General features: G+C 66.7%; 24 protein-coding genes and 1 tRNA gene. 14 read left to right on the top strand and 11 right to left on the bottom strand.

Annotated elements, in window-relative coordinates; genetic code table 11:
* Window positions 1–266 precede the first annotated feature (266 nt).
* A tRNA-Ser gene (locus tag N0K08_RS05390) sits at window positions 267–354 on the bottom strand.
* A 32-nt stretch (window positions 355–386) separates the two neighbouring features.
* A complete protein-coding gene (serS, locus tag N0K08_RS05395) occupies window positions 387–1,703 on the bottom strand; it encodes a serine--tRNA ligase (RefSeq protein WP_261499036.1) in 1,317 nt (438 codons plus the stop codon).
* A 113-nt stretch (window positions 1,704–1,816) separates the two neighbouring features.
* Between serS and N0K08_RS05400 the strand changes: the two genes are divergently transcribed.
* The gene (locus N0K08_RS05400; protein ID WP_261499037.1) at window positions 1,817–2,482 is read left to right on the top strand and encodes a CBS domain-containing protein; all 666 of its coding nucleotides are present in this window, start codon (window positions 1,817–1,819) and stop codon (window positions 2,480–2,482) included.
* A 159-nt stretch (window positions 2,483–2,641) separates the two neighbouring features.
* On the opposite strand, the gene ispH is transcribed toward N0K08_RS05400, so the two are convergent.
* A complete protein-coding gene (ispH, locus tag N0K08_RS05405; protein ID WP_261499038.1) occupies window positions 2,642–3,637 on the bottom strand; it encodes a 4-hydroxy-3-methylbut-2-enyl diphosphate reductase in 996 nt (331 codons plus the stop codon).
* A gap of 3 nt (window positions 3,638–3,640) precedes the next feature.
* A complete protein-coding gene (locus N0K08_RS05410; RefSeq protein WP_261499039.1) occupies window positions 3,641–4,126 on the bottom strand; it encodes an FKBP-type peptidyl-prolyl cis-trans isomerase in 486 nt (161 codons plus the stop codon).
* A gap of 122 nt (window positions 4,127–4,248) precedes the next feature.
* Between N0K08_RS05410 and radC the strand changes: the two genes are divergently transcribed.
* Both radC and N0K08_RS05420 read left to right on the top strand, forming a co-directional pair.
* Window positions 4,249–4,938 carry a RadC family protein gene (gene radC / locus N0K08_RS05415; RefSeq protein WP_261499040.1) on the top strand — a complete coding sequence of 230 codons (690 nt, stop codon included), beginning with the start codon at window positions 4,249–4,251 and terminating at the stop codon, window positions 4,936–4,938.
* A gap of 72 nt (window positions 4,939–5,010) precedes the next feature.
* Window positions 5,011–5,658: a Smr/MutS family protein gene (locus tag N0K08_RS05420; protein ID WP_261499041.1), complete on the top strand. Its 648-nt coding sequence runs from the start codon at window positions 5,011–5,013 to the stop codon at window positions 5,656–5,658.
* Here N0K08_RS05420 and N0K08_RS05425 read toward each other — a convergent pair.
* The 5 genes from N0K08_RS05425 to apbC form a co-directional block, all read right to left on the bottom strand.
* Entirely contained in the window at window positions 5,655–6,638 is a 984-nt protein-coding gene (locus N0K08_RS05425; protein WP_261499042.1) for a M48 family metalloprotease, read from the bottom strand. The genes N0K08_RS05420 and N0K08_RS05425 overlap by 4 nt on opposite strands.
* An 18-nt stretch (window positions 6,639–6,656) precedes the next feature.
* Complete coding sequence (locus N0K08_RS05430; protein ID WP_261499043.1) at window positions 6,657–7,250, bottom strand: LemA family protein; 594 nt, start codon at window positions 7,248–7,250, stop codon at window positions 6,657–6,659.
* A 74-nt stretch (window positions 7,251–7,324) separates the two neighbouring features.
* A complete protein-coding gene (locus N0K08_RS05435; protein WP_261499044.1) occupies window positions 7,325–7,741 on the bottom strand; it encodes a group II truncated hemoglobin in 417 nt (138 codons plus the stop codon).
* 39 nt (window positions 7,742–7,780) lie between these two features.
* A complete protein-coding gene (locus N0K08_RS05440; protein WP_261499045.1) occupies window positions 7,781–10,303 on the bottom strand; it encodes an ABC transporter permease in 2,523 nt (840 codons plus the stop codon).
* Window positions 10,304–10,537: 234 nt separating this feature from the next.
* Complete coding sequence (gene apbC / locus N0K08_RS05445) at window positions 10,538–11,629, bottom strand: iron-sulfur cluster carrier protein ApbC (RefSeq protein WP_261499046.1); 1,092 nt, start codon at window positions 11,627–11,629, stop codon at window positions 10,538–10,540.
* 127 nt (window positions 11,630–11,756) lie between these two features.
* Here apbC and N0K08_RS05450 point away from each other — a divergent pair, with 127 nt between their 5' ends.
* From N0K08_RS05450 to N0K08_RS05465, 4 genes are all read left to right on the top strand, one after another.
* Window positions 11,757–12,314, top strand: coding sequence for a restriction endonuclease (locus N0K08_RS05450; protein WP_261499047.1), 558 nt, complete (start codon window positions 11,757–11,759; stop codon window positions 12,312–12,314).
* 224 nt (window positions 12,315–12,538) lie between these two features.
* Window positions 12,539–13,897: a patatin-like phospholipase family protein gene (locus tag N0K08_RS05455; RefSeq protein ID WP_408642906.1), complete on the top strand. Its 1,359-nt coding sequence runs from the start codon at window positions 12,539–12,541 to the stop codon at window positions 13,895–13,897.
* Between the two features lie 32 nt (window positions 13,898–13,929).
* Window positions 13,930–15,999, top strand: coding sequence for a methionine--tRNA ligase (gene metG, locus N0K08_RS05460; protein WP_261499048.1), 2,070 nt, complete (start codon window positions 13,930–13,932; stop codon window positions 15,997–15,999).
* Window positions 15,999–16,253 (top strand): hypothetical protein, encoded by a 255-nt coding sequence (locus N0K08_RS05465; protein ID WP_261499049.1) that lies wholly within the window; start codon window positions 15,999–16,001, stop codon window positions 16,251–16,253. Before metG ends, N0K08_RS05465 begins: the two co-directional genes overlap by 1 nt.
* A gap of 151 nt (window positions 16,254–16,404) precedes the next feature.
* On the opposite strand, the gene N0K08_RS05470 is transcribed toward N0K08_RS05465, so the two are convergent.
* The gene (locus tag N0K08_RS05470; protein ID WP_261499050.1) at window positions 16,405–16,902 is read right to left on the bottom strand and encodes an outer membrane protein assembly factor BamE; all 498 of its coding nucleotides are present in this window, start codon (window positions 16,900–16,902) and stop codon (window positions 16,405–16,407) included.
* Between the two features lie 47 nt (window positions 16,903–16,949).
* On the opposite strand from N0K08_RS05470, the gene N0K08_RS05475 reads away from it, so the two are divergent.
* The 7 genes from N0K08_RS05475 (at window position 16,950) to N0K08_RS05505 (ending at window position 24,154) form a co-directional block, all read left to right on the top strand.
* Complete coding sequence (locus tag N0K08_RS05475) at window positions 16,950–17,153, top strand: DUF3460 family protein (RefSeq protein WP_261499051.1); 204 nt, start codon at window positions 16,950–16,952, stop codon at window positions 17,151–17,153.
* 34 nt (window positions 17,154–17,187) lie between these two features.
* Window positions 17,188–18,054, top strand: a complete 867-nt coding sequence (locus tag N0K08_RS05480; protein ID WP_261499052.1) for a segregation and condensation protein A — start codon at window positions 17,188–17,190, stop codon at window positions 18,052–18,054.
* 120 nt (window positions 18,055–18,174) lie between these two features.
* Window positions 18,175–19,773: an L-aspartate oxidase gene (nadB, locus tag N0K08_RS05485; protein WP_261499053.1), complete on the top strand. Its 1,599-nt coding sequence runs from the start codon at window positions 18,175–18,177 to the stop codon at window positions 19,771–19,773.
* A gap of 121 nt (window positions 19,774–19,894) precedes the next feature.
* Complete coding sequence (locus tag N0K08_RS05490) at window positions 19,895–20,254, top strand: 5-carboxymethyl-2-hydroxymuconate Delta-isomerase (protein ID WP_261499054.1); 360 nt, start codon at window positions 19,895–19,897, stop codon at window positions 20,252–20,254.
* 91 nt (window positions 20,255–20,345) lie between these two features.
* Window positions 20,346–21,581 carry a CynX/NimT family MFS transporter gene (locus N0K08_RS05495; RefSeq protein WP_261499055.1) on the top strand — a complete coding sequence of 412 codons (1,236 nt, stop codon included), beginning with the start codon at window positions 20,346–20,348 and terminating at the stop codon, window positions 21,579–21,581.
* Window positions 21,578–22,222, top strand: a complete 645-nt coding sequence (locus tag N0K08_RS05500; RefSeq protein WP_261499056.1) for a tRNA-uridine aminocarboxypropyltransferase — start codon at window positions 21,578–21,580, stop codon at window positions 22,220–22,222. Before N0K08_RS05495 ends, N0K08_RS05500 begins: the two co-directional genes overlap by 4 nt.
* Window positions 22,223–22,282: 60 nt before the next feature.
* The gene (locus N0K08_RS05505) at window positions 22,283–24,154 is read left to right on the top strand and encodes a hypothetical protein (protein ID WP_261499057.1); all 1,872 of its coding nucleotides are present in this window, start codon (window positions 22,283–22,285) and stop codon (window positions 24,152–24,154) included.
* Here the strand turns inward: N0K08_RS05505 and pabB are convergent.
* Window positions 24,099–25,874 (bottom strand): aminodeoxychorismate synthase component I, encoded by a 1,776-nt coding sequence (gene pabB / locus N0K08_RS05510; RefSeq protein WP_408642907.1) that lies wholly within the window; start codon window positions 25,872–25,874, stop codon window positions 24,099–24,101. The genes N0K08_RS05505 and pabB overlap by 56 nt on opposite strands.
* Window positions 25,875–25,925: the final 51 nt, after the last annotated feature.

Here is a 25,925-nt window from a genome sequence, read left to right on the forward strand (position 1 = left end):
TTGTCGCAGTACCCCATCAAAGGCAGACAGGCCAGTCCAGACAAGGCCTTGGTGCACTCGCGCGCGCCAATCAGGTGGCGAAGATCAGACGGGACGGAAATTCTGCAGGAGAACCCGCATCCCCTGCGTTGCAGGTAGGGAGCCAAGCGTGGCATGAAAATCCGCAGGTCTGCGCTGCTCACTGGTAGCGCGTTCATGTGGCGAACTGAAGAACCTGCAAAAAGCAAAAACCCCAGAGTGATTTCTCGCTCTGGGGTTTGCATTTATGGCGGAGAGGGTGGGATTCGAACCCACGGTACCTTGCGGTACGCCTGATTTCGAGTCAGGTACATTCGACCACTCTGCCACCTCTCCTGTGATCAAGCATCGATTATAGCACTATTTTTTCAGGGTTTGAGCAAAGTCAAACCGCCCATGTACGGCTGCAGAACTTCGGGCACGGTCACCGAGCCGTCGGCGTTCTGGTAGTTCTCCAGCACGGCCACCAGGCAGCGGCCCACGGCCAGGCCGGAACCGTTCAAGGTGTGCAGCAACTCGTTCTTGCCCTGGGCGTTCTTGAAACGCGCCTGCAGACGGCGGGACTGGAAAGCTTCGCAGTTCGACACCGAGCTGATCTCGCGGTAGTTGCTCTGACCGGGCAGCCAGACTTCGAGGTCATAGGTCTTGGCCGCGCCAAAGCCCATGTCGCCCGTGCACAGGCTCATCACGCGGTAAGGCAGGCCCAGCTTTTGCAGCACGGCTTCGGCGTGGCCGGTCATTTCTTCCAGCGCTGCGTAGCTCTTTTCCGGGTGCACGATCTGCACCATCTCGACCTTGTCGAACTGGTGCTGGCGGATCATGCCGCGGGTGTCGCGGCCGTAGCTGCCGGCTTCGGAACGGAAGCAGGGGCTGTGGGCCGTGAGCTTGATCGGCAGGTCGGCTTCGGCCACGACCTGGTCGCGCACGAAGTTGGTCAGCGGCACTTCGGCCGTGGGAATCAGGTACAGGGCCGAATGGTCAGGCGCGGGCTCGCCGTCCTGGCCGCCCTTCTTCGCGGCGAACAGATCGCCTTCGAACTTGGGCAGCTGGCCCGTGCCCTTGAGCGAGTCGGCATTGACGGCGTAAGGCACGTAGCATTCGGTGTAGCCGTGCTCTTCGGTCTGCAGGTCAATCATGAACTGCGCCAGCGCCCGGTGCATACGGGCGATCGGGCCCTTCATCACGGTGAAGCGCGAACCCGAGAGCTTGACGCCCATGTCGAAGTCCAGGCCCAGCGGCGTGCCCACGTCGACATGGTCCTTGGCTTCGAAGCCCAGTTCCTTGGGCGTGCCCCAACGGCGCACTTCCACGTTGCCCGACTCGTCGCTGCCCACGGGCACGCTTTCGTGCGGCAGATTGGGCACGGCCAGCAGCATGGTCTGCAGCTCGGACTGGATCTGCTCCAGGCGTGCTGCCGAAGTTTCGAACTCGGTCTTGATGGCCGCAACCTGGGCCTTGGCCGCTTCGGCCGCGTCTTTTTCGCCTTTGCCCATCAGCATGCCGATCTGCTTGGACAGCTGATTGCGCTGCGATTGCAGCTCCTCGGTGCGCGTTTGCAAGCCCTTGCGTTCGGACTCGAGGGACTGGAATACCTCCACGTTCAGGAAAGCCTGGGGCTTTTTGCGGGTTTCCAGCCGCGCGATGGCGGTGTCGAGGTCTTTGCGAAGGAGGAGGATGTCTAGCATAGGGCGCAATTCTAGTAGCCTGCGGCCACAATGGCAGCCAGCAAGCCAGAGACTGATGCAGGGCAATGGCAAGATAGCTGCAGCGCCCACGAACTTTCCCGAGAGACCCACCCATGTTCTATGTCCTGGGCCCCGACGGCCCCATCTACCGCGGCGGCCCCGCCCCGCTGGGCCAGATCGCTCCCGTGCGCCGGGTGCAGCGCCCGCAGGCGCTGCGCACGCGCAGCGAAGATGCGCCCGCGCCGCCCTACGTGCCGCTCTCGTCCGAGCCGACCGCGCTGCCGCTGCCCACGCAGAACGCGCTCGACGCCTATGCCGCCACGGAAAAAGGCCCGGTCCTGGAGCGTCAGCCGCTGGAATGGGTGCGCGATGTGATGACCACGGGAGCGCTCACGGTGCCGGCCGAGATGCGCGTCAACGATGCCTGGCAAATCCTGGCCGAGCACCGCGTGGCGCAGGCGCCGGTGCTCAATGCCCGGGGTCAGGTGATAGGACTGTTGCTGCGCGCCGACATGGCGCCGCTGGACCTGCTGCCCACGCCGGGCGCGGTGCAGGCCGCGATCGATCTGGCGAAGCGGCCCGTGCACGAAGTGATGATCAGCCCCGTGCCGGCCGTGGCCGCCGATACCGCGCTGCGCCGGCTGGCCGGCGTGCTGCTGGACACCGGCCTGCCCGGGCTGCCGGTGACCGACGAATGGGGCCACCTGGTCGGCTTCGTCTCGCGCACCGACATCCTGCGCGCCGTCGCGGCCGATCCGCCGCTGGACCTCTGGAGCTGAGTACCAACCTCTATGGACTGAGTGATGAAGAGCGCTGGCAACGCCCGCTGCCGATGAAACTGGCGCGGCCCAGCAAGGGGGCAGCGAGGAAGGGCCGCCCCGCACCGAGGCTGCCGTCCCCCTCCACCGAAGGATGAGAGGGGGAAGCGGCGCAGCCGCTCAGGGGGTGGGTCCCGTTTCAGGTGCCTTGCGTACTTCGATCTCGAGACCCGTGGCAGCATCAAGCTTGAGGCCCTTGGGCAGCGGGAACTTCACGGTCTCCTCGATGCCGTTCATGCTGCGCACCGAAGTCGCGCCCAGGGCCTTGATGCGGTCTATGACTTCACGCACCAGCACTTCGGGTGCCGAAGCGCCGGCGGTGAGGCCCACGCGGGCCACGCCATCGAACCAGGCCGACTGAAGTTCACCGGCGTTGTCCACCATGTAGGCCCGCGTGCCCAGGCGCGCGGCCAGCTCGCGCAGCCGGTTGCTGTTGGAGCTGGTCGGGCTGCCGACCACGATCACCACATCGACCTGTGGGCTCAGCACCTTGATCGCGTCCTGGCGGTTTTGCGTGGCGTAGCAGATGTCCTGCTGCTTGGGCTCGCGCACCTGCGGAAAACGCTCGCGCACGGCGTTCATGATGGCCGCGGCATCGTCCACGCTCAGCGTGGTCTGCGTGACCACGGCCAGCAGCGCGGTCTGCGCAGGCTGCACGCGGGCCACATCGGCCACGTCTTCGACCAGGTGGATACCATGGTCGAGCTGGCCCATGGTGCCTTCGACTTCAGGATGGCCCTTGTGGCCGATCATGATGAATTCGTAGCCTTCCTTAGCGAGCTTGGCCACTTCCACGTGCACCTTGGTCACCAGCGGGCAGGTGGCATCGAAGATCTGAAAACCCCGGCGCTTGGCCTCCAGCTGCACGGCCTGGCTCACGCCGTGGGCGGAAAACACCAGCGTCGCGCCGGGCGGCACATCGTCGAGTTCTTCAATGAAGATCGCGCCCCGGGACTTGAGGTCGTTGACCACGAAGGTGTTGTGCACGATTTCATGGCGCACATAAATCGGGGCGCCAAACTTGGTGATGGCGCGTTCGACGATTTCGATGGCCCGGTCCACGCCAGCACAAAAGCCGCGCGGCTCGGCGAGCACGATTTCCTGGGGCTTGGACATGGCTTACAGCACTCCGATGATTTGCACTTCGAAGGTGACAGGCTGGCCGGCCAGCGGGTGGTTGAAATCGAACAGCACCGCGCCGTCCTCACGCACCTGCACCACGGCGCCGGCATAGCTGCCCAGGCCGTCGGGCGTGGGGAACTGCACCACGTCGCCGGCGGTGTACTTTTCGTAGGGGTCGCCCAGCTCGTTCATGAGCTTGCGTGCCACCCACTGCTGCATTTCGGGATTGCGCTCACCGAAGGCTTCGCCCGCGGGCAGCTCGAACGTGGTGCGCACGCCTTCTTCCAGGCCGATCAGGCGCTGCTCGACTGCGGGCGTCAGTTCGCCCGCGCCCAGCGACAGGGTCGCGGGTTTGGCATCAAAAGTGTTGATCACCGTGCCAGCCGGGCCGGCCAGACGGTAGTGCAGAGTCAAGAACGATCCCGCCTGCACCGTGGGGACGGTGGCCTGCGAATCCTGAGTGGGGTGTGCGCTAGTGGTCATGAGAGTCTCGGTAAACTGGTGTCTATTGTAGAAACCCGGCCATGTCCCCACGCAGTGGCTTGTCGATGGCCTGCAATTCGCACCCCCAAGCCACCGCCACCCGCATGGCAGGAGCGTGTGCCATGCCCCTCAAAGACCTGCCGCGCGATGCCCGGCCGCGCGAAAAGCTGCTGGCCCGCGGCCCCGCCGCCCTGGCCGATGCCGAACTGCTGGCGATTGTGTTGCGCACCGGCATCGCCGGCAAAAGCGTGCTGCAGCTGGCGCAGGAGCTGCTCGATCCCCCCACGGACGGTGGCTTTGGCGGCGTCGCCGGCCTGCTGCAGGCCCGGAACGCCGATCTGGCGCGCATCAAAGGCCTGGGGCCGGCCAAGCGCGCGCAATTGCTGGCCGTGCTGGAGCTGGCGCAGCGCGCGCTGGCCCAGCGCCTGCGCGAGCGCGATCTGTTCGACAGCCCGCAGGCCGTCAAGCACTACCTGCAGCTGCACCTGGCCGCCAAAGGCCATGAAGTCTTCGCCGTGCTGTTTCTGGACAGCCAGCACCGGCTGATCACCATGGAGGAGATGTTTCGCGGCACGCTGACGCAAACCAGCGTCTACCCGCGTGAAGTGGTGCTGCACGCGCTGCGCCACCAGGCCGCGGCCGTGGTGCTAGCCCACAACCATCCCAGCGGCACCGTCCAGGCCAGCCCGGCCGACCTGGCGCTGACCCAGACGCTGCGCAGCGCCCTGGCCTTGGTCGACGTGCGGGTGCTGGACCACATCATCGTCGCGCCCGGCGCCAGCCTGTCGATGGCCGAGCAGGGATTGCTGTAAAAACGCAGAGCGATTGGCGGGGTATGCAGGGCTCGGGCCTCCAGCCCGCCCATCTTGAGATAAAAACGCCCCATGCGCGTGAAATCCCTCCAAGACCTCAAACCTGTACGCAATGCCCTGGCGCATGCGGCCAGACAGGCGGCGCTCGCCGCCGAGGAAGCGCGCCGCCAGGCGCTGCGCCCGGCTTCGGACCACGCACTGTTCCTGCAGGCCGTAGGCGCCGTGCTGCCGCTGCGCCATGGCGCAGGCCGCCTGGAGCCCTTGCGCACCAGCGCCCTGCCCCTGCCCATTGCGCAGCCCCTGGACGAGCCCGTGCTGCTAGGCGAAGCCATCAGCGACGCATTCGACGCCGCCAGCAGCCTGCTGCACAGTGACGGCCAGCTCAGCTACCGCCGTCCCGGCATAGGCAGCGACGTCACGCACCGGCTGCGGGCCGGGCATTGGCGCATCCAGCGCCAGCTCGACCTGCACGGTCTGCGCACCGACGAAGCACGCGACGCCGTGGGGCAATTCATCCGCCACGCCCAGGATGAAGGTGCGCGCTGCGTGCGCGTGGTGCATGGCAAAGGCCTGAGTTCGCCCGGACGCACGCCGGTGCTCAAGGGCCGGCTGCACAGCTGGCTGGTGCAGAAACAGGAAGTCCTGGCCTTTGTCCAGGCACGGCCCGCCGACGGCGGCGCGGGCGCCCTGGTGGTACTGCTGGAGTCTCAGCCCGGCTAAAGGCTCAGCGGAGGCATGGGCCGGCCGTAAATGCGCTGTACCCGGTCGGCCAGGGCCGGATGGGTGGCCAGGCGCTCGGCCCAGTGGCTGCTGCCTTGCACGTCGACCAGCAGCATGTGCTGCACCGCATGGTGGCCCAGCGCGTACTGGCTGCCGCGCACGTCGTAGCCCGCGGCCTGGCGCTGGCCCATGACCTTGCGCAGCACGCCGCCCAGGCCGTCCTTGCTGCGCGTCCACTGCACGGCACGCGCGTCGGCCAGGTATTCGCGCTGGCGCGACACCGCCGCCTTGAGCCAGCGACCGGCCAGCCAGCCCGCGAAGCCCGCGGCCTTGATCACCCAGCCAAACCACCACATCAGGCCGCCGCGCTCGCACATGCTCTCGCCCAGCTGGTAGACCAGCTCCAGCCCGTAGACCATGCCGGCGAGCTGCATCTTCAGCCGCGTGTCGCCTTCGTGCAGATGGCTCAGCTCATGGGCCACCATGCCTTGCAACTCCTCGCGATTCAAATGGTCGAGCGCGCCCTGGGTCACGGCGACGATGGCATCGTCCTCGTCCCAGCCGGCGGCAAAGGCGTTGATGGCGTCGGTGCGCGGCAGCACCATGGCGGTGGGCGCGCGCATCTGGGCCGCCACGGACAGCTCCTGCACCACGTTGGCAAACGTCTGCTCGGCCAGGTTGCGCTCGGTGCGCACTTCGCGCGCGCCTATGCGTTCGGCCAGGCGCAGCCCGCCAGCGCGCAACTGGTCGGTTTCCACCCACCAGCCGCCCAGCACCAGAAACAAGGTCATGCCGATGTTCACGGCAGCGAAACCGGCGGGAAACGGCCAGTCGCCGCCCAGCAGCCAGGACAGGCTCAACCAGGCCAGTACCAGACCGCCATGCACGGCGGCCACCAGCAGCAGCACGGCCAGGGCAAAGCCCCAGAGCAGGCGACCGGTGGCGCTGCGCGCCTCATCCTGATGGCGCCAGAATTTCATGACGGCAAAACCCGGCGATCAGAAGCGCAGTTGCGGCACGGCGCGCTCGGCGGCGCTGGTGGTGGAAGCGAGCATGGCCGCCTCGGGAAATCCCAGGCTGCGCGCCAGCAGCAGGTCGGGGAACTGGCTGGCCAGGTTGTTGAACTCCAGCACCTGGTCGTTGTAGGCCTGGCGTGCGAAGCCGATGCGGTTCTCGGTGCTGGTGATTTCCTCGGCCAGCCGCAGCATGTGGGCATCGGCCTTGAGTTCGGGATAGGCTTCACTGAGCACCATCAGCCGCCCCAGCTGCGCGCCCAGCGCCGACTCGGCCTGCGACAGCATGCCTATGGCCGCCGCATCGGCGGGCTTGACCCGGGCCTGGCTGGCCGCGCTGCTGGCCGCGTTGCGCGCCTGGATCACGGCTTCCAGCGTATTGGCTTCATGCGCCATATAGCCGCGCGCCACTTCGACCAGATTGGGCACCAGATCGTGGCGGCGCTTGAGCTGCACATCGATTTGCCCAAACGCATTGGCGATGCGGTTGCGCGCCACCACCAGACGGTTATAGGCCGTGACCGCCCAGGCCACGATCCCCACTGCCACCGCCAATACTGCCCAGCCGAATCCGCCCATAAAAACCTTTCACACGACTTGTATCAAGTGGTTAGACCGTCATGGTAACCAAGCCGCGTCGGATCGCAAACAGGTCAAGCGCCTGGGCAGCCGTTCTGATTCCTCATCCAGTCGGCCGTGCCCATGAAGCTCTTGGTCAGGCGCTCGCGCAGCACTTCGGGTACGCCGGTCTCGCGCATGGACTGGTCCATGCAGGCCACCCACTGGTCGCGCTCGCGCACGCCGATGGCGAATGGCATGTGGCGCATCTTCAGCCGCGGATGGCCGAAGCGCTCCTGGTAATAGTCGGGGCCGCCCATCCAGCCGCAGAGAAACCAGAACAGCTTCTGGCGGGCATTCGCCAGCTCAGGCCCATGGGCCGCACGCAGCTCGGTGTAGGCCGGCTCGAGCTCCATCAGGTCGTAAAAGCGGTCCACCATCCGCTGAATGGGGGCTTCGCCGCCAATCCACTCAAAGGGGGTGTCAAACGGTGGCTTTTCTTCAATCTGCATGGCAATCCGGAAAAATCAAAAGATGCGGCATTGTCGCGCTCACTGCGCCGCATCCCGCAAAGTGGTCATCACCGGCCGGCGCAGCACTTCGCGCAGACCCCACCAGCCCGCCAGCCAGGCCAGCACGGCGCCAGCCAGCGCGCCGACCAGTGGCACCCACAGCGATGCGGTCCAGACAAAGTCGAAGGCATAGCGCGCCAGCGCCCAGCCTATGACCATGGCCACGCAACTGGCCAGAAAACCGGCCAGCAGGCCCACGCCGGCGAGTTCCGCGCGCTGCACCTGGCGCAGCAGGCTGGCGCGCGCGCCCACGGCCCGCATGATGGCGTATTCACGGGCGCGCTCTTCGCGCGTGGCCGTGACGGCGGCGAACAGCACCACCAGGCCCGCGGCCAGCGTGAAGATGAACAGGAACTCCACCGCGCGAATCACCTGGTCCAGCACCTGCTGCACCTGCGCCAAGGTGCTGCCCATGTCGACATTGGTGATGTTGGGGAATTGACGCACCAGCGCGTTGTCGAAGCCCGCGGCTTCGGGCGCGCGGTAGGCGGCCAGATAGGTCACGGCCACGTCTTCCAGGTGGTCGACCGGGTACATCACGAAGAAGTTGGCGTGCATGGAGCCCCAGTCCACCTTGCGCAGGCTGGTGATACGGGCTTCGTTTTGCACGCCGGCGATGTCGAACGTCAGCTTGTCGCCCAGCTTCAGGCCCAGGGTCTTGGCAATGCCTTCCTCGACGCTCAGCGCCCCCTTCTCGCCCGGCGTCCAATGGCCGGCGACCACCTCGTTGTGGGCCGGGGCCTGCTCGGCCGTGGACAGATTGAATTCGCGATCCACCATGCGCTTGGCGCGGTCCTCGCTGTAGTCGTCGGGGTGGACATCCTGGCCGTTGACCTGCACCAGCCGGCCGCGAATCATGGGGTACCAGTCGTAGCGCTGTATGCCCGCGTCCCCCAGCACCTTCTGGAAATCCTGGGTCTGGTCGGGCTGGATGTTGATGACGAAGCGGTTGGGCGCATCCGGCGGGGATGCCGCGCGCCAGCTGCTGATCAGATCGGTGCGCAGCAGCACCAGCAGCACCAGCGCCAGCAGGCCCACGGCCAGGCTGCTGACCTGCACCACGGCATATGCCGGTCGCGCCGAGATCTGGCGCGTGGCCAGCACCAGCCAGCGCGGCGCCGTGGATTCATTGACCAGGCGCCGCAACAGCTTGACGGCCAACCAGGCCAGGCCGGCGAACAGCAGCACCGCGCCGCCAAAGCCGCCCACGGCGATCAGGCCCAGCTTCACGTCACGGGCCACGGCCAGCAGCAGGGCCGCGAAACCGGTCACGCCCAGCGTCAGCACCAGCCACGAGGCCGGCTTGATCGCGCCCAGGTCGCGGCGCATGACGCGCAGCGGCGGCACCTGGGCCAGCTGCAGCACGGGCGGCAGGCCGAAAGTGAACAACAGCGTCAGGCCCATGCCCAGGCCGAACACCACGGGCCAGAAGCTGGGCGCCGGCAGGGCGGAATCGACCAGGCCCGCCAGCAGTTGCACGAATACATGGTGCACGCCATAGCCTATGGCCACGCCCAGGACGCTGGCGAACAGGCCGACCAGCGCGAATTCCACGGTATAGGCGCCGGCGATGCGCCGCTGGCTCTGGCCCAGCACGCGCAGCATGGCCGACGCGTCGAGGTGGTTGTTGGCAAAGCCACGCGCCGCCAGCGCCACGGCCACGGCCGACAGCAGCGCGGCCAGCAGGGCCACCAGGCTCAGGAACTTCTCGGCCCGCTCCAGGGTCTGGCGCATTTCCGGGCGGCCGCTTTCCAGCGACTCGATGCGCACGCCATGCATTTCGCGGGCCGTGGCGGCCTTCTCGGCCCAGCTCTGGAATTGCCGCACCGCGCCTTCGGCGCCGGCTACGGCCAGGCGGTAGGTCAGGCGGCTGGCCGGCTGCACCAGCCCCGTCGCCGGCAGGTCGGTGGTATTGAGCATCACCCGCGGCGCAAAACTCATGAAGCCCGAGCCGCGGTCCGGTTCGAGCACCAGGATGCGGCCTATGCGCAGCGCGCTGTCGCCCAGCAGCAGGGAATCGCCCACCTTCAGGCCCAGGGATTCGAGCAGCGGCGCGTCAACCCAGACTTCACCGGACGCTGGAATCTCGCGCGTGGGCGCATCGGCCGCGCCCGGCGCGCTGGCCACGCGCAGCGTGCCGCGCAGGGGGTAGCCCACGGGCACGCTCTTGAGCGCCACCAGCCGGCTGGCGCCGCCCTGCGCATCCTGCGCCCGGCCCATGGTCGGAAAGCTCGCGGTGACCACGCTCTGCAGCCCCAATTGCTGCGCGCGCTCGGCGAACACGGCCGGCGGCGGGTTGTCGCTGACCACCACCACATCGCCGCCGAGCAACTGGCGCGCGTCGCGCTCCAGCCCGCCCTGCAGGCGATCGGCAAAGAAACCCACGGCCGTCAACGCCGCCACCGCCAGCGTCACGGCCACGATCAGCAGGCGCAACTCACCCGCGCGCAGATCGCGCCACAGAGTGCGCCAGCCCAAAGCCCATACAGAAGATCCATTCATGGGCTCCACCATAGCGGATCGCACCGCACGGCAACCGTGGAAAGCCCGAAAAAAAGCCGCCAGGGCGAACCGTGGCGGCTGGATGCGAAACTATGGGTCAGGACAGACCCACAGCCTACGCAACTGGTGCCCCAGCAAGGGGCAGCGAGGAAGGGCCGCCCCGCACCGAGGCTGCCGTCCCCCTCCACCGAAGGATGAGAGGGGGAAGACGCGAAGCGGCTCAGGGGGTGTTCTTCAAGTATTCTTGCTGACCGTGATGGTCGGGAACTTGGAGCTGAAGTCCTTGGCCTTGAGCGCAATCTTCACGGCCATGTCGCGGGCCACGCGCTTGTAGATCTGCGCGGCTTCGCTGTCCGGCTCGGCAACCACCGTGGGCTTGCCGCTGTCGGCCTGCTCGCGGATCTGCAAGGACAGGGGCAAGGCGCCCAGATAGTCCATGCCGAATTCAGCGGCCATCTTCCTGCCGCCATCGGCGCCGAAAATGTGCTCGACATGGCCGCACTGGGTGCAGACATGGGAGGCCATGTTCTCGACGATGCCCAGGATGGGCACGCCCACCTTCTCGAACATCTTGATGCCTTTGCGGGCGTCGATCAGCGCGATGTCCTGGGGCGTGGTGACCACGATGGCGCCCGTCATGGGCACGCGCTGGGCCAGCGTCAGCTGGATGTCGCCCGTGCCTGGGGGCATGTCGACCAGCAGGTAATCAAGGTCTTTCCAGTTGGTCTGGCGCAGCATCTGCTCCAGCGCCTGGGTGGCCATGGGGCCGCGCCAGATCATGGCTTCGTCCTGGTTCACCAGGAAACCGATGGACATGACCTGCACGCCGTAGTTCTCCAGGGGCTCCATGGTCTTGCCGTCGGTGCTCTCGGGCTTGCCCTTGAGGCCCATCATCATGGGCTGGCTGGGGCCGTAGATGTCGGCATCCAGCAGGCCTACGCGCGCGCCTTCGGCAGCCAGCGCCAATGCCAGATTGGCGGCCGTGGTGCTCTTGCCCACACCGCCCTTGCCCGAAGAGATGGCAATGATGTTCTTCACGCCGGCCAGCAGCTCCACGCCGCGCTGCACCGAATGGGCCACGACCTTGCTGGCAATGCCCACCGAGACGTTGTCCACACCAGCCACGGTCTTGGCCGCGGCAACGAACTGGCTGCGCAGCTGAGGCACCAGGCTTTTGGCCGGGTAACCGAGCTCGACATCGAATGCCACATCCCCCGCGCTGATCTGCAGATTGCGCACGGCGCGCGCGCTGACGAAGTCCTTGCCGGTATGCGGATCCAGCACGGTGCTGAGCGCCGCCAAAAGCTCTTGTTCTGTGACTGCCATTCTCGATTCACTCCTATGGGGGAGCAGGAAGTCTATCGAAGGTACGCAGTCCGCACCAGAAGCAGGACAATGCAGGCTTGGCTTTTTTCCTGCTCTGCACCGATCCGAGGTTCCCGTGAAATTCCAGATGGCCCAAAATTCCCTGTTTGCAATGCTGCTGCGTTCGCGCTGGTGGATCAGCTTTGCGCTGGCCAGCGTCGTGACGCTGCTGTGCGTGCTGGCGCTGCCCGCGCACGTTGCTCCGTTTGCCGCCCTCTCGGCCACGCCGCTGTGGGTTGTGGGCTGCATCGCCGCCTGGCGCCAGCTGCGCGCGCTCAGCCCGGCCCAGGTCGAGCGCCAACTGGCCGAATGCGCCGGCCTGCCCTGGCGCAGCCTGGCCCAGCAGCTGGAAAGCGCCTGGCGCGCCGAAGGCTATGCCGTACAGGCCGTGAACCAGGGGCCGGTCGATTTCCGCCTGGAACGCGCCGGCCAGACCACGCTGGTCAGCGCCCGGCGCTGGAAAGCCGCGCACCACGGTGTCGAGCCCTTGCGTGAACTCGAAGCCGTCCGCACGCGGGAATCGGCCGCCAAGGCCGTGTATGTGGCCCTGCAGCCACTGGGTGAAAACGCCGCCCTCTATGCACGCGACCAGCAAATGGTGGTGCTCAGCGGCATGGACCTCGCAACGCTGCTGGCCAAAGCCTGAACTGAAGCACCCCCTGAGCGACTTCGTCGCTTCCCACTCTCATCCTTCGGTGGAGGGGGACGGCACCCTCGCTGCGCGACGGCGCTTGCTCGGCGCCCGTGAGTTGGGACAAGCCAGTTGCATGGGCTATGGGTATCGCGAGCGCCTTGATCACTGACAGAAGTAAAAATTACGGGTTTGCCCAGGTTTCGGCGCTATCCTCCCACGGCACACTGATGGCGTCCATGACCGACACTTTCCCGCCCTCGCCCGACAGCAGCGCCCTGCCCGGCGCGCCTTTGCCCGTCATTGCCCCGACCATGGGCCTGCTGCTCACCGGCGGCGGGGCCCGCGCCGCTTATCAGGTGGGCGTGCTCGAAGCCATTGCCCAGATCCGCCGCGACTGCGGCCAAAGCCATGGAGCCAACCCCTTTCCCATCCTCACCGGCACGTCGGCGGGCGCCATCAACGCCGCGGCCCTGGCCTGTGGCGCCGACCAATTCGACCACGCCGTGCGGAAATTGGCCCGCGTCTGGAGCCATTTGCATGCCGAAAACGTCTACCACGCCGATGCCTTGAGCATGCTGCGCAGCGGCGCGCGCTGGCTGAGCATGCTGTCACTGGGCTGGGCCCTGACCCGTTGGCGCAGCGTGCACCCGCGCTCCCTGCTGGACAACGCCCCGCTGGCCACGCTGCTGCAAAGCGAACTGGTGCCGCTGGCGCGCCTGCCCACGCTGGTCGCCCAGGGGCATTTGCGTGCGCTGTCGGTGACCGCATCGAGCTACAGCACGGGCGAGCATGTGAGCTTTTACGAAACCCACGCCCAGCTCCAGCCTTGGGTGCGCTCCCAGCGGCGCGCGGTCAGCGGCCACATCAGCCATGCCCATCTGCTGGCGTCCTCGGCGATTCCCTTCATCTTTCCCGCCTCGCCCCTGGACATTGATGGCCATACCGAATATTTCGGCGACGGCTCCATGCGCCAGACCGCGCCGCTGGCCCCGGCCATCCACCTGGGCGCCGACCGGGTGCTGGTGATTGGCGCCGGGCGCATGCAGGGTCCGGCGGAAAACGCCGCGCCCCTCGCGCCAGCCACCTATCCGACGCTGGCGCAGATCGCCGGCCATACGCTGTCGAATATTTTTCTCGATGCGCTGGCGCTCGACATCGAGCGCGCCCAGCGCGTCAATGCCACCCTGACCCTGATCCCGCCCGAAGCCCGCGCGCGCAGCAATCTGCGCACGCTGGAACTGCTGGTGATCTCCCCGTCCCAGCCGCTGGACGCCATCGCGGCGCGGCATATGGCCGGCCTGCCGCGCAGCATGCGCACTCTGCTGCGCACCTTGGGCGTGACCACCGACGCCAGCGACACCCGCGGCGCGGCCCTGGCCAGCTACCTGCTGTTCGAGCCCGAATACACCCGCGCGCTGATGGCGCTGGGGCGGCGCGACACTTTTGCCCGACGCGAGGAAGTGATTCAGTTCTTTGGCTGGCACGCCAGCGCCGCGTCCACGCGCGCGTCAGCACCCGCCCGGCGCACGCGCGGCAACGGCCGTAAAAACCCCGCCACCAACCCCACGCCAGCCACAAGCGACGCCAGCCACTAAAATCGCGGGTTCCCCTAGAGAAAGCCGCTTCGATGTCTGTACGCAAGATCTTCGCAACCACTGCCCTGCCCTACGCCAACGGCAACTTTCACATCGGCCACATCATGGAGTACATCCAGGCCGACATCTGGGTCCGTTTTCAGCGAATGCACGGCCATGACGTGAACTTCGTCGGCGCCGACGACGCCCACGGCGCGCCCATCATGATTGCCGCCGAAAAGGCCGGCGTGACGCCCCAGCAGTTCGTGGCCAACATCGCTGCCGGACGCAAGCAGTACCTCGACGGCTTTCACATCCAGTTCGACAACTGGCACAACACCGACGGCGAAGAGAACCACGTTCTCGCCAAGCAGATCTACCTGGACCTGAAAAAGGCCGGTTTCATCAGCACCAAGGTCATCGAGCAGTTCTTCGATCCCGAGAAGAACATGTTCCTGCCTGATCGCTTCATCAAGGGCGAGTGCCCCAAGTGCCACGCCAAGGACCAGTACGGCGACAACTGCGAAGTCTGCAGCGCCGTCTATGCGCCCACCGACCTGATCAAGCCCTACTCGGCACTGAGCGGCGCCCAGCCCGTGCTCAAGAGCTCGGAACATTTCTTCTTCAGCCTGTCGGACCCGCGTTGCGTGGAGTTCCTGCAGGAATGGACGCAAAACGGCAAGCACGTGCAGCCCGAAGTGGCCAACAAGGTCAAGGAATGGTTCAGCGTTCGCACCAACGCCGACGGCACGACCAGCGAAGGCCTGGGCGACTGGGACATTTCGCGCGACGCGCCCTACTTCGGCATTGAAATCCCCGACGCACCGGGCAAGTACTTCTACGTCTGGCTCGATGCGCCCGTGGGCTACCTGGCTTCGCTCAAGAACCTGCTCGACCGCCGCGGCGAAGACTATGCGGCCTACATGGCCGATGAAAAGCTCGAGCAGTACCACTTCATCGGCAAGGACATCGTCACGTTCCACACGCTGTTCTGGCCCGCGATGCTGAAGTTCAGCGGCCGCAAGACGCCCACGCAGATCTTCGTGCACGGCTTCCTCACCGTGAACAACGGCGAGAAGATGAGCAAGAGCCGCGGCACCGGCCTGGACCCGCTCAAGTACCTGAGCCTGGCCATGAACCCCGAATGGCTGCGCTACTACCTCGCCGCCAAGCTCAACGGCCGCAATGAAGACATCGACTTCAACGCCGAAGACTTCATGGCCCGCGTCAACAGCGACCTGGTCGGCAAGTTCGTCAACATCGCTTCGCGCGCCGCGGGCTTCCTGTCCAAGCGCTTTGCAGGCCAGCTCGCGCCCCTGGGCACCGAAGGCCAGGCCCTGCTCGCGCAGATGCGCGCCCAGGCACCGGCCATTGCCGACGCTTTCGAAAAGCGCGACACCGCGCGCGCCGTGCGCGAAACCATGCTGCTGTGCGACCGCGTCAACGCATACGTCGACGCCAACAAGCCCTGGGAACTGGCCAAGCAGGAAGGCATGGACGCGCGCCTGCAGGAAGTCTGTTCGACCTGCATCGAAGCTTTCCGCCTGCTGGCCGTCTACCTCAAGCCCGTGCTGCCGGCCGTGGTGCAACAGGTCGAGACCTTCCTCAACGTGCAGCCGCTGGCCTTTGCCGACGCCCAGACCCTGCTGGGTGCCGGCCATGTGATCGGCAAGTACGAACACCTGCTGCAACGCGTGGACATCCAGCAGCTCGACGCCTTGTTCGAGCCGCCGGCCGCACCCGTCGTTGAAAAAATCCTGCCCGGCGGCGAAGAAATCGCCGATACCATCACCATCGACGATTTCGCCAAGATCGACCTGCGGATCGCCAAGATCGTGAACTGCGAAGCCGTCGAGGGCTCGACCAAGCTGCTGCGCCTGACGCTGGATGCCGGCGAAGGCCGCATGCGCAACGTCTTCAGCGGCATCGCCAGCCACTACCAGCCCGCCGACCTGATCGGCAAGCTGACGGTGCTGGTGGCCAATCTGGCGCCGCGCAAGATGAAGTTCGGCATTTCCGAAGGCATGGTCATGGCCGCCAGCCACGCCGATGAAAAAGCCCAGCCCGGCATCTACATCCTCGAACCCGTGGCCGGCGCCCAGCCCGGAATGCGGATTCATTGATGACGGCGACCCTGCGCTGGCTGCTCGCCGGCAGCGCCCTGAGCCTGCTCAGCGGCTGCGCCGTGGTCGCGGTGACTTCGGCGGCCGTGAGCGTCACGGCCGGCGTGGTCGGCCTCGCGGCCGATGCCGCCGTAGGCACGGTGCGCATTGCCGGCAAAGGCATAGGCAAGGCCGCGGATGCCATGATGGATGACGATGTGCCCGCTGACAACAGCGGCATATACATCAAAGAAAACATCACCTCCGCGCCCTGACCAGCTCTGTATGGCACAGGGCATGGCCTAACAACTGGCGTGCTCCAGCAAGGGGGCAGCGAGCAAGCGCCGCCGCGCAGCGAGGCTGCCGCCCCCCTCCACCGAAGATTGAGAGGGGGAAGCCGCGAAGCGGCTCAGGGGGTGCGTAGGCTCACCCCCCGTCCCGCATCACCACGCTGCGCCCCGTGCGCAGCACCCGGCCGTCGGCGCCAAAAGTGACGGTGAACAGCATTTCGGTGGCCGGCGGATCGATGTAGCGCCAGTCCCAGTCGGTTTCCTGCTTGCGCTCATAAGTCATGCGCTTGGCCGGCTTGCCCAGCATGCGCCGCACCTGCTGCTGGTCCATGCCCGGCTGTACCTGCTCGAAGACATGCGGCGCGACCACCTGGCGCAGCGCCTTCATCGTGCCGTTGGGCGCGATGGTGATCATGTAGTTCTGGTAGCCAGCGGGCTGGCGGTTGTACTCCAGCGTGTGCGAGCCATCGGCTTCCTGCCAGATGTTTTCCGGCACGCCAAAGCGGTCGCGGACTTCGACTTCGGTCGATACATCCTCTTCCAATTCACGGATGCGCTGCTCGTCGCAACCGACCAAGCTCAGCAGGCCAAAGGCCGCAGTAACAGCCGTAAGCCAACGGGTAACTGGTTTCATAGACGGCGTCCCGGTAAAATCATGGAATCCAAAGAGGTTAACAGTCCATGTCATTTTTCGCCCGCCCTGATTACAAGTCCGACACCACCCAGTTCATCGAGCAGTTGCGCACGCAAAAGCCCGACCTCGAAGCCAAGCAGCTTGCCGGTCGCGCCCTGCTGTGGGACAAGAACGTGGACAGCGAGATCTGGCAGGAATACAACGCTGCAGAGATCCCCCAGCAGCCCTACGTCTACCAGACCAAGGCCTGAGCTGCGCCGCCTGGATGCGGCCGTTGGCTAATCCATGAACAGCCCGATCGACGACGCGCTGGTGCTGGCGCTCGCCCCGGAAGCGGCCCTGGCCCCCGACGGCCTGCCCGACGCCGTGGATCGGGTGGCTTTGGCACGCCTGTATGGCGAGCCCCTGTTCGCCCTGCCCAACGACCTCTACATCCCGCCCGATGCGCTGGAAATCTTCCTCGAAGCTTTCGAAGGCCCGCTGGACTTGCTGCTCTACCTGATCCGCAAGCAGAATTTCAACATCCTCGACATTCCCATGCTGAGCGTGACGCGCCAGTACCTGCGCTATGTGGATGAAATCCGCAGCCGCAATCTGGAGCTGGCCGCCGAGTACCTGCTGATGGCGGCGATGCTGATCGAGATCAAGTCGCGCATGCTGCTGCCGCCGAAAAAGTCGGCCGATGCCCTGGAAGTCGAGGATCCGCGCGCCGAACTGGTGCGCCGGCTGCTGGAATACGAGCAGATCAAGCTGTCGGCCGCCCGGCTGGGCCAACTGCCCCAGCATGGCCGCGATTTCCTCAAGGCCCAGGTGCACATAGAGCAAAGCCTGCAGCCGCGCTTTCCGGACCTGCTGCCGGGCGAACTGCAACAGGCCTGGAACGACATCCTCAAGCGCGCCACCCTGGTCCAGCACCACCGCATCACGCGCGAAGAATTGAGCGTGCGCGAGTACATGAGCCAGATTCTCAGGACGCTGCAGGGCAAGCGCTTCGTCACTTTCGAAACCCTGTTCGAGCCCGCCAAAGGCTCGACGGTGCTGGTGGTGACCTTCATCGCCCTGCTGGAGCTGGCCAAGGAGACGCTGATCGAGATCACCCAGGCCGAGGCCTTTGCCCCGATCTACGTCAGATTGGCCTACACACCACTTTAAATTTCCACCCTCTGCCTTGACGCACCCTGTGCTGCCATGGGCAGAACATGGGTAGTGCGCACGGCTGGGGGTCCTACCCAGCCCCGGCCGGTCCGGGCAAGCTTTCTCTCAGGTATTGCCATGGCATTGCACGATTTCGATGTACTCATAGTGGGCAGCGGCCTGGCCGGACTCACGGCTGCGCTGCAACTGGCGGCCACGCACCGCGTGGCGGTACTGACCAAGCGCGGACTGGACGACGGCGCGAGCAACCAGGCCCAGGGCGGCATTGCCGCCGTGCTGGCCGAGGACGACAGCTTCGACGCCCATATCAACGACACGCTGATCGCCGGCGCCGGCCTCAGCGATCTGCCGGCCACGCGCCAGGTGGTCGAGAACGCGCCCGCCGCCATCGCCTGGCTGCAGTCGCTGGGCGTGCCGTTTTCCGAAGAGGACGGCCAGTTGCACCTGACGCGCGAAGGCGGACACAGCGCGCGGCGCATCGTGCACGCCACCGATGCCACCGGCGCCGCCGTCCAGCGCCAGCTGATAGACACCGTGCGCAAGACGCCGGGCATCACCGTGCTGGAAAACCACACCCTGGTCGACGTGATCACGTCGACCAAGCTGGGCCAGCCAGGCGCGCCCCGCTGCCTGGGCCTGTATGCACTCAACGGCAGCACCGACCAGGTCGATACCTTCCGCGCGCCCCACACCATCCTGGCCACGGGCGGCGCCGGCAAGGTCTACCTCTACACCACCAACCCCGACACCGCCACCGGTGACGGCATTGCCGCGGCCTGGCGCGCGGGCTGCCGCGTGGCCAACCTGGAGTTCATCCAGTTCCACCCGACCTGTCTGTACCACCCGCATGCCAAGTCCTTTCTGATCAGCGAAGCCGTGCGCGGCGAAGGCGGCCAACTCAAGCTGCCGGCCGCGCTGGGCGGCGCGCGCTTCATGGACGCGCACGACGAACGCGCCGAACTCGCGCCGCGCGACATCGTGGCCCGGGCCATTGACTTCGAAATGAAGAAGCACGGCCTGGACTGCGTCTACCTCGACATCTCGCACCAGAGCCCGGAATTCCTGCAAGCCCACTTCCCCAACATCCAGGCCAAATGCCTGGAGCTGGGCATAGACATCACGCGCGAGCCGATTCCCGTCGTGCCCGCCGCCCACTACACCTGTGGCGGCGTGCTCACCGACCTGGCCGGACGCACCGACATCCAGGGTCTGATGGCGATTGGCGAGACGGCCTGCACGGGCCTGCACGGCGCCAACCGGCTGGCCAGCAACTCCCTGCTCGAGTGCATGGTGTTTGCGCAAAGCGCGACCCGGGCCATCCGCGAAGCCGCGCCCCAGACCGCTTGCGCCCTGCCCGACTGGGACGACAGCCAGGTCACGGACGCCGACGAAGCCGTGGTGATCGCCCACAACTGGGACGAGCTGCGCCGCTTCATGTGGAACTATGTAGGCATCGTGCGCAGCAACAAGCGGCTGGAGCGCGCGGCCCGGCGCATCGCCCTGCTCACCGCCGAAATCAACGAGTTCTACGCCCACTTCCATGTTTCGCGCGATCTGCTGGAGCTGCGCAACCTGGTGCAGGTGGCCGAGCTCATCGTGCGTTCGGCGCAGATGCGCCACGAAAGCCGGGGCCTGCATTTCAGCCGCGACTACCCGGCCCTGGCCGCCCCCAGCGCCCCGACCATCCTGGTGCCGCCCGCACCCCGCGCCCACTGAGGGCCGCTTGCCCCATTTTTGCCGCCGGGCCGCCCCAAGGCAAAAACGCCCCCATGGGGGGCAGCGGCTACGCGCAGCGAGCAAGCGTGGGGGCCTATTTTTTTCATCAGAGGAGACTTCCATGCCCCATCTTTACGTCGAGTACAGCGCCAACCTGGCAGAGTTCCCCGAGCGCCAACTGCTGACCGAACTCAATGCCGCCGTCTGCGGCCACCCCACCGTCGTCGACCCGCTCGACGTCAAGTCGCGCATTGCCGCCGTGCAGCAGTTCGCCATCGGCACGACGCCCGGCCTCAATGGCTTCGTCCATGCCCATCTGCACCTGCTGTCGGGCCGCACGCCCGAAGTCAAGAAAGAGCTGTCGGACCGCATCGCCGAGGTGTTGCGCCGCCTCACGCCCCAGCCCGCGGGCATGCTGGTGCAACTGAGCGTGGATGTTGTCGACATGGACCGCGGCAGCTACTACAAGGGCCGACTCTGAAGCGCTGAGCCGCACGGCGCCCTGCTGCGATTTTGGTTTCGCACCGGGCGCCCTGCCAGGCGGCGCGATTGCCGCTACAGTCGAGCGACCTATGTCGCTTTCCACTTCCCCGTCTTCTTCACCCGCGTCCCACGCGAACACCTCCCAGCGTCCCGTTCAATGGCTGTTGGGCCTGAGCCTGCTCCTCATTGCCAGCAATCTGCGCCCGGTGTTCGGCAGCCTGTCGGTGGTGCTGCCCGAAATCATGCGCGACACCGGCCTGAGCGCTGCCGGTGCGAGCCTGCTGACCACCCTGCCCATCCTCTGCCTGGGCCTGTTTTCCGCGCCCACGCCCTGGCTGTCGCGCCGCTTTGGCGCCGAGCGCGTGCTGCTGCTGGCCCTGCTGCTCATAGGCAGCGGCACGCTGCTGCGCGCCGCCGGCACCCTGCCGCTGCTGTTTGCCTCGTCGATCCTGGCCGGAGCCGGCATTGCCATGGGCAATGTGCTGCTGCCTGGCCTGGTCAAGCGCCATTTCGCCCACCGCGCCGCACTGATGACCGGGCTGTACACCTTGGCGATCGGCATCGGTGCAACCATTGCCACGGCATCGACCGTACCGCTGGAAATCCATTATTTCGACGGCTCCTGGGCCCATGCGATGGCGGTCTGGGGAGCACCCGCGCTGCTGGTGTTCATGCTCTGGCTGCCTCAGGCGCTGCGTGCCCGCCCCCTGCCCATCGACCCCGCAGCCCATGTGGGCAGCCTCCGGCGTGACAAGCTGGCCTGGCAGGTGACCTGCTTCATGGGCCTGCAGTCGGCCCTGGCCTATATCGTCATCGGCTGGCTCGCGCCGATACTGCGCGAGCGCGGCATCGACAGCGAGATGGCCGGCTACGTCGTCGCCCTGTCCACCCTGGCCCAACTGGCCACCAGCCTGGTCATTCCCACGGTGGCCGCGCGTTGCCGTGACCAGCGCGGCCTGGCCGTGGGAATGACGGCCGTGATGTTTACCGCGCTGATGGCGCTGCTGTTCGCGCCCCTGTCCACCGCCTGGATCTGGGCCCTGCTGCTGGGATTCAGCCAGGGGGGCATTTTTGCGCTGGCGCTGAGCCTGATCGTGCTGCGCAGCGGCAATGCCCATGTCACGGCCCAGCTGTCGGCCATGGCCCAGGGCTGGGGCTATCTGCTCGCGGCCTGGGGGCCGCTGCTCGCCGGTCTGCTGCGCGAGTGGACCGGCAGTTTCACGTCGAGCGCCTGGCTGATCCTGGTGCTGGCGATCGCCCTGGCCTGGAGCGGCTGGGGTGCGGGCCGCAACCTGCTGGTCCAGCCCCAGGCTCGCACGGCATGAGTCGGCAGGTCTGCACGGCCTGCAAGCGACCAGATCGCAACTGCATCTGCGATCTGGTCCAGGCCGTGGGGCATGCGACCGAAGTGCTGATCCTGCAGCACCCGCTGGAAGTGCGCGAGGCCAAAGGCACGGCGCGGCTGCTGCACCTGTGCCTGCAGCGCAGCCGGCTGGAAGTGGGAGAGCAGTTTGCCAGCGATGTGCTGCAATCCTGGCTGACCGAGGACTGGCACGGCAATCCGGCCATGTCGCCGCGCACCGTGTTACTGTACCCCGAGTCTGCGCACGACCCGGCCCTGCCCCTGCTGCCTGCGCCGCCGCTGCCGCCCGCGTGGCTGGAGAGCCCCCAACCCCTGCGGCTGGTGGTGATCGACGGCACCTGGCGCAAGAGCCGCAAGATGCTCTACCTGAACCCGCTGCTGCAGCAGTTGCCGCGCCTGGGCCTGCGCGACCTACCCGCGTCGCGCTATGCCATCCGGCGCGCCCACCGCGCCGGCCAACTCTCCACGCTGGAAGCCACCTGCTGCGCGCTGGCCCAGCTCGAGCCAGCCAATCAGGACCTGGAACGCCTGCTGCAGGCCATGGACACACTGGTGCTGCGCCAGTCACAATGGCGGTGTCGACCTACAACAAACACACCCTAGGTGCTGGGAACCTCGGGGATATCCACGTTACTTACTGCATATCCCATTTGACCCTAGCCCATGTACCTTCCCATCACGCTCACCGGCAGCCCGCTTCCCATTCCACTGAATGCGGATTTTGGCCATGCCCCCCTGGGTGATTTCGGAAAACGGTCCGTGCAGGCGGTGCCGACGGAAGCACCTCGCCTCGCGGATGCGACCGACAGGCCCCGGGTGCCGGGCTGCGCCCTGGGGTCACGCCTGCTCAATATGCTCAGCCCGCCCAACGCGCGCCAGCACGCCAGGATCCTGGAAGCGCTCACCGACAGCAGCATGCTGGTCGCCCAGTTGCTGGGCAAGGTCTGCGATGCGCCACGGTACATGAGCGCAGGCCTGGCCACCAAGAAGTTGCTGCATCGGCTCGCCACCACCGCGGCGCCCCTGACCCGCCAGGGCGTGCAGCTGTCGGGCGTGCTGCGCCACCGGGTCGAAGTGCATGTCTTGCATATGACGGCCAGCCAGTTGCTGACGCTGCGCGATGGCCTGGCATGCGTCAGGCAGTCACCGGACATCAGCCAGCAAGATGAAATCCAGCAGTTGGCCGTGGTCCGCGATGTGGTGGGCCGGGCACTGGCCGCACATGCGCAGACCCTGCTGACCCGCGCTGACGCAAGCCTGCTGCCCGCGCTGCAGCAAGCCCTGGCCCAACTGCCCCGCGAAGCCGCGCATCCCGGCGCGGCGGCCCAGTCATTCACCATGCTGTGGGGCATGGCCCGTGAACTGCTGCGGCAGCAGGGCTATGCCCAATATGCCCCCGATGACCGTCGCGCGATGCAACGCGAGCTGGTGCAGGCGTTTTGCAGCCAGGCCGTGCACAACGCAGCCATCACCAACGAGCAGCTCAGCGCCCTGCTCCAGACCTTGCCGGTCGAGCGGCAGGTACAGCTGGGACAGATTACGCGGCAAATCCTGCACACGCCGCCTACGCTCTTCCTGCGGGCCTTGCAGCAAGCCACTCAACAATTGCTGCAGGACATGCAGCAACGCCTGTACCAGGCCTATCAGGCACTCCAGGCCAGGCCGGCCTTGACGGGCAGCGCCCTGACCGAACAGGTCGTGCGCCTCGAAACCGCACTCAACCAGTTGTGCGCTTACTTCAGCGCACGTGGCGAGCGCCTGGACCCCATGCTCAGCGAGATGCTCAACACGGTCTTCCCACAGATAGAAGCCACCCTACTCCAGCCCACGCACCTGCCGCTGGCCGCCTTGGACAACCGCAGCTTGCGCGAACTCGGCCTGTCCATGACACGCATGAAGATGGAAGGCACGGCGCAACGCGTGGCACACGCCATCCGCCAGCGCCAGGCCGCCGCCGACACCCCCTATGCCCGCGCGATGCACGCGCTCGCCGAAGCCCTGCGCGATCGCGATTTCACCGCCGCGCTCGACCGCCTGGCCGAAGCCGCCGACCGCTGCGAGCAAGCCGCGGGGATTTATCGGCAGTTGGCATCCCCCGGTCAGCCCACGGCCAGCCGTGAAAAACGCATGCACACGACCGTCCAGCAATGGGACCGCTCCACCTTGCTCGCGCTCAGAACCGCCATGGACCAGCCCGTGTCATGTGCGCTGGTCTTCACCCTGGAACAGCTGGGCAACGAACTCCTCCAGGGCGCCGACGCGCTACTGGGCAAACAGCTGCTTGACGCCCACCAGGACCTGCAGATGCTGCACCAGGCCGTGATCGCCCAGCTGGGCCAGCACGGCATACAGCCACCATCCGTGATCCGCGAGATTTATGGCCCCGCCGATCTCGACGCCCATGCGCTGGGCGCCCTGCGCAGCGTCTGCGCGCGGTCTGGCATCACGCTGCGCCTGGCGGGGACGACCCTGCAGGTCTTCAGGACTGCGCCGGCAGCTTCAACTCCGCCGCCAGCCAGCCACGCAGGCTGTTGACGAAGGCCCAGGCCTGCACGCGCGGCAGGTCCGCAAGGCGCAGCACGGCTTCGCTCACACGCGCTTCACGCAAGGCGATGGCCCGGCCCACGCCGGGCAACAGGCCGCAGGCCAGCGGTGGCGTGATCCAGCGGCCGTCGACCAGCGCCGCGATGTTGCCACGCGTGCACTCGGTGATCTCGCCCTGCTCATTGAACAGCAAGGTATCGAAAAAAGCGGGGTCGGTGGGCGCAAACGCGTCATAGTGCGCGCGCCGCGTGGTCTTGTAGCGCACGAACTCGCCATGCGCCCAGCGGTCGGACAGGGGCTGATCGGCCAGCTGCAGGCGCACGGGCAGCGCCGTGGGCGCGCAGGCAAAGGCCTCGGCACTGGCCCGGCCCCGGGCATCGAGCAGCAGGCGCACCCGCCACAGGCCGGTCGCATGTTCCGCCGCCAAGGCGTCCAGGCACTGCGTCACCTGCGACGACCAGGGGGTGGAAAAATGCGCGGCCGCGTCCTGCAGGCGCTGCAGGTGCTCGGGCAGGTGGCGCCATGCGCCGTCTTCCAGCGCCAGCGTTTCCAACAGGTGAAAAGGCTGGCTGGCGCGCTCGACGAAAGCGCTCTTGTGCTGCCATTCGCGCCATTCGCTCTCGACCAAGGCGCCCGAGGTGATGCCGCTGCCGATGCCGCAGACGGCCTGCGCGCCACGCAGCGCCACCGTGCGTATCGGCACATTGAACGTGGCCTGAATGCCGCCATCGGCGCCGGGCCGCACCACACCGACGGCACCGCAGTACACGCCGCGCGGACTGGGTTCGAGCGCCTGGATCATGCGCATGGCCGCCACCTTGGGCGCGCCCGTGATCGAGCCGCAGGGAAACAGCGCGGCGAACACATCCACCAGGCGCGTTCCGGGCCGGGTCGTGGCCTGCACGTCGGACGTCATCTGCCAGACGCTGGGCAGGGCCTGGGTGTGGAACAGCCGCGGCACCTTCACGCTGAACGGTTCGGCAATGCGCGACAAGTCATTGCGCAGCAGATCGACAATCATCACGTTCTCGGCCCGCTCCTTGGGCGCGCTGCGCAGTTCCTGGGCCAGCGCCGCGTCTTCCTCGGGCGTGGCGCCGCGCGGGGCCGTGCCTTTCATCGGCCGGGCCAGGATGTGCTTGCCGTCCCAGTCGAAGAACAGTTCGGGCGAGACCGACAGAATCTGCTCCTCGCCCGTGTCCATGCAGGCCGCGTAGCCGCCGGGCTGGGCGCGCAGCAGTGCATCGAACAAGGCCTGGGGGCTGCCCTGCAGCGTGCCGCGCAGCGGCGCCGTGTAGTTGACCTGGTAGAAAGCGCCGCTGGCGATGGCCTCGTGGATCTGCGCCATGGCCTGATCGAACGCGTCGCGCGTGAGGCTGCTGCGCCAGACGACATGGGCCGGCGCCTCCTGCGCAGCGTCCTCGCCGTCCGCCCAGGGCAAGGCCTGGTCATAAGCGGCAAACCAGGCCAGCGGGCCGTCGGCGGCATGGGTGGGCAGGGCCGGATCGAAAGCCGCCGCGGCCTCGTAGCGCACAAAGCCCAGACACCACTGGCCGGCGCGCGCCGCCGCCTCGACGGCTTCGAGCACGGCCCGCACTTCATTCAGCGCATGGGCCGCGAAAATCTCGCGCGGCGCACCGAAACGCCGGCGCAGGCGCTCGCCAGGCAGGCCCTGGGGCTGGGTGAAATCAATGCGAGTTTCCATGCTCGACATTATCCCGCCCGGGTGCATCCCGCTGCAGGCCAGGGCTGTGCCTGGCGACTG

Origin of the sequence: Acidovorax bellezanensis (assembly GCF_025421555.1) — a bacterium.
In the GTDB taxonomy this organism is placed as follows: domain Bacteria; phylum Pseudomonadota; class Gammaproteobacteria; order Burkholderiales; family Burkholderiaceae_C; genus Comamonas; species Comamonas bellezanensis.